The sequence below is a fragment of the Streptomyces aureus genome (genome assembly GCF_001418135.1).
Lineage (GTDB): Bacteria > Actinomycetota > Actinomycetes > Streptomycetales > Streptomycetaceae > Streptomyces > Streptomyces aureus_A.
On sequence record NZ_LIPQ01000007.1, the window covers coordinates 1 to 6,826 of the forward strand.

The 6,826-nt window shown below is 72.2% G+C and carries 6 protein-coding genes; 3 read left to right on the forward strand and 3 right to left on the reverse strand.

Annotation, left to right across the window (positions count from 1 at the left end; all coding sequences use genetic code 11):
• A partial coding sequence (locus tag AOK00_RS00705; protein ID WP_159041660.1) for a DUF4139 domain-containing protein occupies positions 1-611 on the forward strand: 611 nt, incomplete at its 5' end.
• Positions 612-619: 8 nt separating this feature from the next.
• On the forward strand, positions 620-2,233 hold the full coding sequence (locus AOK00_RS00710) for a mucoidy inhibitor MuiA family protein (RefSeq protein ID WP_079041770.1): 1,614 nt from the start codon (positions 620-622) through the stop codon (positions 2,231-2,233).
• 107 nt (positions 2,234-2,340) lie between these two features.
• Here AOK00_RS00710 and AOK00_RS00715 read toward each other — a convergent pair whose 3' ends face one another.
• On the reverse strand, positions 2,341-2,799 hold the full coding sequence (locus AOK00_RS00715; RefSeq protein WP_055598377.1) for a Fur family transcriptional regulator: 459 nt from the start codon (positions 2,797-2,799) through the stop codon (positions 2,341-2,343).
• 248 nt (positions 2,800-3,047) lie between these two features.
• Between AOK00_RS00715 and katG the strand changes: the two genes are divergently transcribed.
• Complete coding sequence (katG, locus tag AOK00_RS00720; RefSeq protein WP_055598378.1) at positions 3,048-5,237, forward strand: catalase/peroxidase HPI; 2,190 nt, start codon at positions 3,048-3,050, stop codon at positions 5,235-5,237.
• Between the two features lie 95 nt (positions 5,238-5,332).
• On the opposite strand, the gene AOK00_RS00725 is transcribed toward katG, so the two are convergent.
• Positions 5,333-5,917: a GAF domain-containing protein gene (locus AOK00_RS00725; protein ID WP_055598379.1), complete on the reverse strand. Its 585-nt coding sequence runs from the start codon at positions 5,915-5,917 to the stop codon at positions 5,333-5,335.
• 25 nt (positions 5,918-5,942) lie between these two features.
• Positions 5,943-6,779 (reverse strand): S8 family peptidase, encoded by an 837-nt coding sequence (locus AOK00_RS00730; RefSeq protein WP_055598380.1) that lies wholly within the window; start codon positions 6,777-6,779, stop codon positions 5,943-5,945.
• Positions 6,780-6,826 lie beyond the last annotated feature (47 nt).

Genomic DNA, 6,826 nt, shown 5'->3' on the forward strand with positions numbered 1-6,826 from the left:
CGGTGTGCCACGTGCCGTCGGACGGCACGTGGCACACCGTCACCGTCGGTGAGATTCCGGTCGGTCTGCGCACCGAGTACCTCTGCGTGCCGTCCGTGGAGCAGACCGTGTACGCGACGCTGGTCCTCTCCAACGCCACGGACCAGGCGCTGCTCGCCGGCCCGGTGGAGGTCACCGTCGACGACGACTTCCTGCTGACCACCGCGCTGCCCACCCTCGCCCCCGGCGGCGTACGCCGGGTGGGACTCGGACCGGCCGAGGGCATCCGGGTCACCCGCCGCACCCACCTGAACGAGTCGACCGCCGGCCTGCGCAACAACATCACCGTGCTCGACCACCGCGTCCACGTCGAGCTGGCCAACGGGCTCGCGAGGCCCGCGACGGTCGAGGTCCGCGAGCGGGTGCCGGTCACCTCCGACGCGGACGTACGCATCGAGGAGCGGGCCGGCTGGACGGCGCCCGAGGACGGCGGGACGTCCGAGCGGCATGTGCCGGGCACCCGCGTCTGGCGCGTGGACCTGCCCGCCGGTGGCACCACCGCCCTCGACGGCGGTTACGAGATTCGCATCCCGGCCGGCAAAGCCCTGGTCGGCGGCAACCGCAGGAGCTGAGACACACCATGTCCACCGCCTCGAAGACGAGCGCCGGAGACCACACGGCCACGCCGTCGTCCCGGGTGCCCGCGGCCCCCGTCACCCCCGCCCCTGTCACCGCAGTCACCTGTCTGGAGGACCGCGCCCACGTCGAGCGCGCCGTCGAGCTGGATCTGGCGGGCGGGGTCCAGCGGTTGCGGCTCGGGCCGGTCAGCGCGCTGGCCGTCGACCGTACCCTCCATGCCGAGCTGACCTCCGGTCACCCGGCCACCGTGCTCGACGTGCGCGTGGTCCGCAGCTGGGAGCCGCGCGCGCCGCGGCCCGCCGCCGACGACTCCGCGCTGCGCCACCGCGTCCACGCCCTCGACGAGGAGCGCCGGACCCTGGAGCAGCGGCGCGACCGGCTCCGGACGCGCCTCGACGTGCTCGGCCGCCTCGCCGCCGACGTCCTGCGGGACATCGGCGAGGGAGCCGGCTCCGGGGAGGCCGAAGGGCCCCGCTGGATCCGCGAACTCGACCGGGTGGACGCCGAGCGCGACACGTTCGGCGAGCGACTCCGCACCACTGACGCCCGGTTGTCCGCGCTGGCCGCCGAACTCGACGAGCTCCGGCGGGCCATGCGGTCCACCGAGGAGGAACCGGCCGAACTGGTGGCCCATGTCGAGCTGACCGTGGAGGCCACGGCCGCCGGCCCTGTCGGGCTGCGCCTGAGCCACCTCGTGCCGTGCGCGTTGTGGCGGCCCGCCTACCGGGCCGTGCTCGACGGCACCTCCGTGACCCTGGAGACCGACGCGATGGTCTGGCAGCGCACGGGTGAGGACTGGACCGGCGTCGCGCTGACGCTGTCGACCGCCAGGTCGGCGCTGGCCACCGAACCGCCGTCGCTGGGCGAGGACCGGCTGACGCTCAAGGACCGTACGGCGGCGGAGCGCCGCACGGTCGACGTCGAGCTGCGCGAGGAGGACCTCGGCGACCTGGGTCCCGTCCCGGTTCTCGGGCTGCCCGGTGTGGACGACGGCGGCGAGACGCGGGTGCTGCACTCCCCCACGCCGGTCTCCGTGCCCTCGGACGGCCGCGCGCACCGGGTGCCGCTCTCCGTGTTCCGTACGGCGGCCGGCAGTGAGTACGCCTGCTCGCCCGAGGTGTCTCCGCTGGTGACCCAGGTGGTGCGGTTCGACAATGTGTCCGGGCACGTGCTGCTCGCGGGACCCGTCGACCTGATCCGCGGCAGTGGCTTCGGCGGTCGGGGCACCTTCGAATTCACCACCCCCGGCGCCCCGGTCGAACTCGCCTTCGGCAGCCGCGACGACCACCGGGTGGTCCGCCAGACGGAGGAGACCCGGGACACCGCCGGGCTCACACAGCGGACGCTGGTCACCCGCACGGTCCGGCTGCACGTGTCCCGGTTCTCGGCTCCCGGGGAGACGGACGACCGGGTGGTCGTGCTCCGGGAGCGGATCCCGGTCTCCGAGGTCTCGGCGGTGGAGGTACGGCTCCGCAAGGAGGCCTGCTCCCCGGCGCCCGACACCGTCGACGCCGAGGGCATCGCCCGCTGGGACGTCACTCTGCCGCCCGGCGGCCGGCGCACGGTCACGCTGGTGTACGAACTGTCGGCGAGCTCCAAGGTCGCCGGGCTCTGACGGAGGGCCGAAGGCGGTCCGGAGGCGAAGGGGCCGAAGGCGGTCCGAAGGCGGTCCGGAGGCGAAGGGGCCGAAGGCGGTCCGGAGGCGGAGTCCGAAGCCGGAAGTCACCGCGCGGGGTTCGGCGCGCCCGGCGCCGGACCCCCCGGAGCGCACTCCGGGCACAGCCCCCAGTAGGTGACCTCCGCCTCGGCCACCGTGAAGCCGAACCGTTCCTCGGCCGGGAGGGCGGCCAGCTCGGCCACCGGGTCGCCGGTCGGGTGGACGTCCCGGACGGTGCCGCAGCCGGAGCACACCAGGTGCTGGTGCGGGTGGTGCGCGTTCGGGTCGTACCGCTTCGCCCGGCCGTGGACGGAGACCTCCACGACCTCGCCGAGCCGGCCCAGTTCGCCCAGGATGTTGTAGACGGTCGCCCGGGAGATCTCCGGCAGCCGCTCCGCCGCGCGGGCGTGCACCTCGTCGGCCGTGAGGTGGATGTGCTCGCCGTCGAGGACCTCGGCGACGACTCGTCGCTGGGAGGTCATCCGCCAGCCACTGCCCCGCAGCCGTTCCAGCAGGTCGCTCATAGGATTTCACCTTTCTCGCATGAATTCCGGGGCCGCGAATGCCGTCGGCCGCCGAACCGGTCCGCCGGTGCCTTTTCGGATTCCGCCCGTTTGTTACGCGGCGGCGCCCTGCGTGTTCTCTTAGCAGTGCGGTCCCCAGTGCGCGACCATACGGACGCCGAGTCGCCGTGCTCGACACCTGAAAAGCAGACGACGTCACGAGCACGCGGCCGGCAGACGGAAACATCGCGACAGGAAGAAGGACGTACGTGTCCGGCAGCGAAAGCGAGAACCCGGCAATCCCCTCCCCGTCCCCGAAGGAGACACGCCCCAGGACGAACCGGGACTGGTGGCCGAACCAACTGGACCTCTCGGTCCTCCACCAGCACTCGCCCCAGGCCAGTCCGATGGACGAGGACTTCGACTACGCGGCGGAGTTCGCGACCCTGGACGTCGACGCGCTGAAGCGGGACGTCTTCGAGGTGATGACGGCCTCGCAGGACTGGTGGCCGGCCGACTACGGCCACTACGGGCCGCTCTTCATCCGGATGAGCTGGCACGCGGCGGGGACGTACCGCATCGAGGACGGCCGGGGCGGCGGCGGCTCCGGGGCGCAGCGTTTCGCGCCGCTCAACAGCTGGCCGGACAACGCGAGCCTCGACAAGGCACGCCGGCTGCTGTGGCCGGTCAAGCAGAAGTACGGCCGGAAGATCTCCTGGGCCGACCTTCTGGTCTTCGCCGGTAACTGCGCCATGGAATCCATGGGATTCAAGACGTTCGGATTCGGCTTCGGCCGTCAGGACATCTGGGAGCCCGATGAGGTGTTCTGGGGTCCCGAGGACACCTGGCTCGGAGACGAGCGCTACAGCGGCGAGCGGGAACTCACCGGTCCTTTCGGCGCCGTGCAGATGGGCCTGATCTACGTCAATCCGGAAGGCCCCAACGGCAATCCGGATCCGCTCGCCGCGGCCCGGGACATTCGCGAGACGTTCGGCCGCATGGCGATGAACGACGAGGAGACGGCCGCGCTGATCATCGGCGGCCACACCTTCGGCAAATGTCACGGCGCGGTCGACCCCTCCTGCATCGGTCCGGAGCCGGAGGCCGCCCCCATCGAACAGCAGGCCATCGGCTGGCGCAGCACCTGCGGCAGCGGCAAGGGCGCCGACGCGCTCACCAGCGGCCTGGAGGGCGCGTGGACCACCGCGCCGACGAAGTGGGACAACGGCTTCCTGGACAACCTCTTCCGGTACGACTGGGAGCTGACGACGAGCCCGGCCGGCGCCCAGCAGTGGACCCCCACGGACCCCGCCGCCCAGGACACGGTGCCCGACGCCCACGATCCGTCGAAGCGGCACGCTCCGATCATGCTGACGACGGACCTCTCCCTGAAGCTCGATCCGGTCTACGGGCCGATCTCCAAGCGCTTCCACGAGAACCCGGACCAGCTCGCGGACGCCTTCGCCCGCGCCTGGTACAAGCTCCTGCACCGCGACATGGGGCCCGTCTCGCGGTACCTCGGCCCGTGGGTCCCCGAGCAGCAGCTGTGGCAGGACCCCGTCCCCGCGGTCGAACACGCGCTGGTCACCGACGCGGACGTCGACGACCTCAAGCGCCGGATCCTCGACTCGGGTCTCTCCGTGTCCCAGCTGGCCACCACCGCGTGGGCGTCGGCGGCGACCTTCCGAGGCACGGACAAGAGGGGCGGCGCCAACGGCGCACGGATCCGGCTCGCACCGCAGAAGGACTGGGAGTCCAACGCCCTCCCCGAGGTGACCGGGACGCTGACGGCCCTCGACCGGATCGCGCAGGAGTTCAACGACGCCCAGACCGGCGGAGTGCGGATCTCGCTCGCAGACATGATCGTCCTGGGCGGCTGCGCGGCCGTCGAACAGGCCGCGAAGAACGCGGGCCACGACATCACGGTCCCGTTCTCGCCGGGGCGCACGGACGCGTCGCAGGAGCAGACCGACGTGGAGACGTTCGCCGTGCTCGAACCGCGGGCGGACGGGTTCCGCAACTACCTCCCGGCGGGCGAGAAGCTGTCTCCGGAGACCCTCCTCCTGGACCGCGCCGCCCTGTTGACGCTGACGGCGCCCGAGATGACGGTCCTCGTCGGCGGCATGCGCGCGCTGAACACCGGCTTCCGCCAGTCCGAGCACGGGGTGTTCACCGACCGGCCGGAGTCCCTGACCAACGACTTCTTCGTGAACCTGCTCGACATGGGCACGGAGTGGAAGCCGTCGACGGCCACCGAGAACGTCTACGAGGGACGGGACCGCGGCACGGGGGAGGTCAAGTGGACCGCCACCGCCGCCGACCTCGTCTTCGGCTCGAACTCCCAGCTCCGCGCACTGTCGGAGGTCTACGGATCGCGGGACGCGGGCGAGAAGTTCGTCCGTGACTTCGTGGCGGCGTGGACCAAGGTGATGAACCTGGACCGGTTCGACCTCTCCTGACCCGGCCCCCCGAGCTGCCCCGGCCGCCCGGCATCCGGCCGGGGCAGACCGGGGTGACCGGAGCAGGCCGGAGCTGGTCGGGGCAGCTCCGGAGCTCACTCCTCCAGGAGACGGCGGGCCTCCGCCAGGAGGCGAAGGAGTTCGACCCGCGCGGGGTCCTCGGGGGCGGCCGGCTCCGCCCCGCGAGGTGCGTGGGTGGTGAGGACGTGCAGGGCGACGGCGGCCTGCCGGGCGAAGAGGCTCAGCAGGTCGAGCTCGGAGAGACTGGACCGGGCCTGCGGAGACGGGTCGAGGACCTCCAGTACGCCGAGGACCTTGTCTCCGTGCACCAGCGGCGCGGCCATCAGCGCGTTCGGAACGAAGCCGGTGGACTTGGCGACGTCCCGGTCGAAGGACGTGCTGTCGTGCAGGTCGTCGACGACCATCGGCTCGCCCGAGGCGGCGACCCAGCCGGCGATCCCCCGGCCCGCCGGGAAGCGCCGGCCCACCAGGAACTCCTGACCCTGCCCGGAGACGGCCTCGAAGACGAGCTCGTCCGCCGCCGCCTCCAGGAGCAGGATGGAGCTCGCCTCGGCGCCGAAGATGGCGCGCGCGGTGTCCACGACCGACTGCAGAAGCTCCGCCATGGCCGGATCGGGCCGGGGCGCGGATGGGACGGCGGAGGCGATCGTCTGAGCCATGGGGGTTCCCTTCCGGCGCCGGTCGTTACCGGCTGCCGTGGACACGGACGTTGGCGGCGGACAGGTACAGGGCGTTCTTCAGCTGGAACGGCGTCAGCCGCGGTCGGCTCGACAGGATCCGCGCGCAGAGCCCGGCGACGAACGGGGTGGCGAAGCTGTTGCCGGAGGTCCGGATCGACGTACCGCCGAGCCAGGCCACCTGCACCCGCTGGCCGGGGGCGAAGAACTCCACCGGTGGCTCGGGGTTGTAGAGGTGGAGGTCCGGGTCGTCCTCCTGGTGGCTGCCGACCGAGATCACCGAGGAGAAGCGCCAGGGGAAGCTCTCCACGTGGGTGTTGTGCGCGGAGGCGACGATCACGGTCTGCTGGAAGTACGCCTCGTCGGCCAGCCTGCGCAGTTCCTCCACGAAGCGGTCGCGGTTGGTGGAGAGGCTGAGGTTCACGACGTCGAAGCGCTGGCGGACGGCCCACCGTAGCCCTTCGAGGAGGATGTCGCCGCTGCCGGAGAACCGCTCGCCGAGCACCCGGACGCTGGACAGCTCGCACTCCGGGGCGGTGCGGCGGATGATCCCGGCGCAGGCGGTGCCGTGACCGCAGGCGTCGCCCTCGTCGGTCTCCTCGACGTGGACACCGTCGTCGTCCTTGAAGACGCGCCAGGACTGCGCGACGGGACCGACCATGGGGTGGTCGCGTTCGACCCCGGAGTCGACCACACAGACGCGTACGCCGCGGCCGGTGCCGCCGACCAGACCGCCCTCGGGCGGCTCCGGCGGACGGTCGGCCTCCACGGGTACGTCGGCGGGGCCGCGGCCTCGGAGGCCCCAGGTCAGTCCGGGGGCGGGGCCCGGTCGCACGGTGGTCATCGCTGGGTGTCCTTTCCGGTTCCGTCGGCCGCCGGACCGACGGAACC

Coding starts and splice junctions, on each gene's coding strand:
- AOK00_RS00710 (WP_079041770.1), top strand. CDS start 620: ATGTCCACCGCCTCGAAGACGAGCGCCGGAGACCACACGGCCACGCCG.
- AOK00_RS00715 (WP_055598377.1), bottom strand. CDS start 2,799: ATGAGCGACCTGCTGGAACGGCTGCGGGGCAGTGGCTGGCGGATGACC.
- AOK00_RS00725 (WP_055598379.1), bottom strand. CDS start 5,917: ATGGCTCAGACGATCGCCTCCGCCGTCCCATCCGCGCCCCGGCCCGAT.
- AOK00_RS00730 (WP_055598380.1), bottom strand. CDS start 6,779: ATGACCACCGTGCGACCGGGCCCCGCCCCCGGACTGACCTGGGGCCTC.